Raw genomic sequence first — 2,846 nt, forward strand, 5'->3', positions numbered from 1 at the left:
ATTTTTACATTCCACCATATTCCTTTAAAAAAAGATTGCAGGTGGGTAAATTGTCTTTTAAACAGAAACCTGATGGCGGCTGCCGGTACTGTTAAAAGCAGGAAAAAGGATACAAAAACGGCAAATTGTAAAAGATTACTGTTCCTGCGCATAAACTGAATACGGTTCCTGGTGCTATAATATACAGCAGTGGCGCTTTTTTCTGTAGGGCGTAATGGCGCTTTATTATAAACAACAGCTTTTGGCTGGTATAAGATCTTGTATCCTTTTTTCAATATGCGTGCGCTTACGTCGGAATCGTCAAAATAAATAAAAAAATTCCTGGGAAGCATGCCAGCCTGTTCAATTACGCTTTTTTTGATCATCATGGCCCCGCTGTAAGCGCCATGCGTGTACAGCGGAATATCGTATTGTCCCTTGTCTTCTTTTTTGTAACCTATAATTGTTTTCCTTCCTGTTAACCTGTTCAGGGCGTTGTACCCTGCATATTGTATCTCATTTTTTTTGTGAAAGGAACGGATTTTTGGGCAGGTAACGCCCAGGAGATGATCTGTTAAAAAGGGTGCTAACAGATCATCTAATGTATTTTCAGTAAGTTCCGTATGATTGTTAATCAGTAATATAAAATCTCCTTTTGCCTGCTTGATCGCCCGGTTTACGCCATTGTCAGCACCGGCATCTGTTTTTATAATACGTGTATTGGGATAGTTGCCTCCAATAATTTGCAGGGTGGGGTCTGTGGCTGAGCCCATATCACAAACCAGTATTTCATAATGTGTATAAAGGAGCTTCCGGGCGGATTCTAAAAACTGACATGTGATTTCCGTTTGGTTCCAGTTAAGCGTGATAATAGATACTAAGGGCTTCGCTTTTACGAGGATAAATTTTTTTTCCTGCATATTATTTCTCTTTGATTATTAATTAAATAATACGGGCTGAGAAATAAAGGATTTAAATGTAGTCTTTCAAAATACAGGGTAAAGCAACAAGTTTACCGGTTTACTGAATGCAGGATATCAGAAATAGTAATGGGTTATTATGAATAGGTGGTGTAAAAGTAACAAATATATGATTTTCAGAAGTAGAGATCATAAGGGTTGGGAGAACGGGTATCGCTCCATATTTACGGATTATTTGACTATCTGTATATATGTCAATATAATAAACATGTTATTTTTTTAATTATCCATTGATTGCCGGTTGAGATTTTATCGTTTGATATTTAAAACAAGGATAAAAAATGAATTGTCGGGCATTTAAACAACAGTTTATTATTGGTTTTTTAAACAAAAGATATAAGAAGATGATTTTTTTATTTTTAATGAATAGGCATTTTATTAAAAACATTTAAATCATAGTTCATCTTATTGAAAGTTTTCCACTTTTAGTATTTATTAACTAATTGGTATAATACTTGCAGTCTTCTTCACTCTTTTATAAACATACTAAATCCAGTTACTATGCGTAAGATCTACTTAAGATTTCCCCGCAGGAAAGCATTATGTGCCTACTATGAATAATAATCCTCTCATTAGGCATATTTAAACCGTACAATATTTTTAAACCCCTTTTATTTCCTGAAAAATCATGAACCAGAACCAAAAGAGCAATGTGTTGCTCAACGTACCAAAAAGAAATCTTTTTCCTTTTCTTTTTTTCTTTTTTTCTTTTTTCTTTTTTAATAGTCAAAGCAGTTTTGCGCAATATCAAAAAACGCAAAAAGCTGTTACTGCTAATGTACATGCTCAAATAGGAGGATTTTACGAATCACTGCCTGTTGATTACGCTTCTAACCCCACAAAAAAATATCCTGTATTAATTTTCCTCCATGGTGTTGGAGAATTAGGGAATGGTACAACCCAACTTCCTTTGGTTTTGAAGAACGCTATTCCTAAGTTGCTTAATGCCGGGACATTTCCTGCATCTTTTACCGTTGGAGGCGAGAAGCATTCTTTTATTGTGATATCCCCCCAGTTTAAGGCTAGTTCGGGTCAGATAGAAGCCATTCAAGCAATGATTGATTATTGTATACAACATTACAGAGTGGATGCTTCACGAATCTATCTTACCGGTTTGAGCCTGGGTGGAAAGAGATCCTGGGATTTTCCTGCATCTACTAAAGACAGGGCGAATATGCTGGCAGCGATAACTCTCGTTTGCTCCGGAGCATCAGGAACAAAATCAGGTATTGCTAATATAACCGACGCAAGGCTTCCAATGTGGTTTTTAAACAATTCCGGCGACCCATATATTTCTTTACCTAAAGCTCAGGATCTTTTGAGTTCAGTAAACGCCCTTATTAGTTCTCCGAAAGCTAAAATTACTGTTTTTCAGCAAAACGGACATGATGCCTGGACGAAAGCATATGATCCCAATTTTAGGGAAAGTGGCTTAAATGTATACGAATGGATGCTGTCTTACAAAAGAGGGACGTCGCCTCAGCCTGCACCACCTCCACCTCCACCATCCATTGTATTAGCTGCCAATTCCGGCGACAACCAGGTTATAACGCTTCCCACCAATAGTGTAACCGTAGATGGTAGCGTTAAGTCCACTTATCCAGCAGGCAGCACTTTTTTATGGACGCAAAAAGAAGGGCCTGCCACAACTACCATTGCGGCTCACACTTCACTTAAAACATCAATAACCGGATTGAATAAAGCCGGAGATTACAGATTCCAACTGAAAATAACTGACAAGAACGGCAATGTTTCAACATCTTCCGTGTATATTACTGTAAATCCTGCCCCCGGATCAACAGGTACAGCGCTTAAGTCAAACGCCGGCGACTACCAGGTTATAACGCTTCCCACCAATAGTGTAACCGTAGATGGTAGCGTTAAGTC

The 2,846-nt window shown here is 37.8% G+C and carries 2 protein-coding genes; one reads left to right on the forward strand and one right to left on the reverse strand.

The window, feature by feature from the left end; all coding sequences use genetic code 11:
- Positions 1 to 899 (reverse strand): glycosyltransferase family 2 protein (locus tag PLE34_RS21340; protein ID WP_324560500.1); only part of this gene is annotated, 899 nt, incomplete at its 3' end.
- Positions 900 to 1,587: 688 nt separating this feature from the next.
- Between PLE34_RS21340 and PLE34_RS21345 the strand changes: the two genes are divergently transcribed.
- Positions 1,588 to 2,846, forward strand: a 1,259-nt coding sequence (locus PLE34_RS21345; RefSeq protein ID WP_324560503.1) for a carboxylesterase family protein, incomplete at its 3' end; no start/stop codon positions are given.

This window comes from Agriterribacter sp. (assembly GCF_035445465.1).
Classification (GTDB): Bacteria; Bacteroidota; Bacteroidia; order Chitinophagales; family Chitinophagaceae; genus Agriterribacter.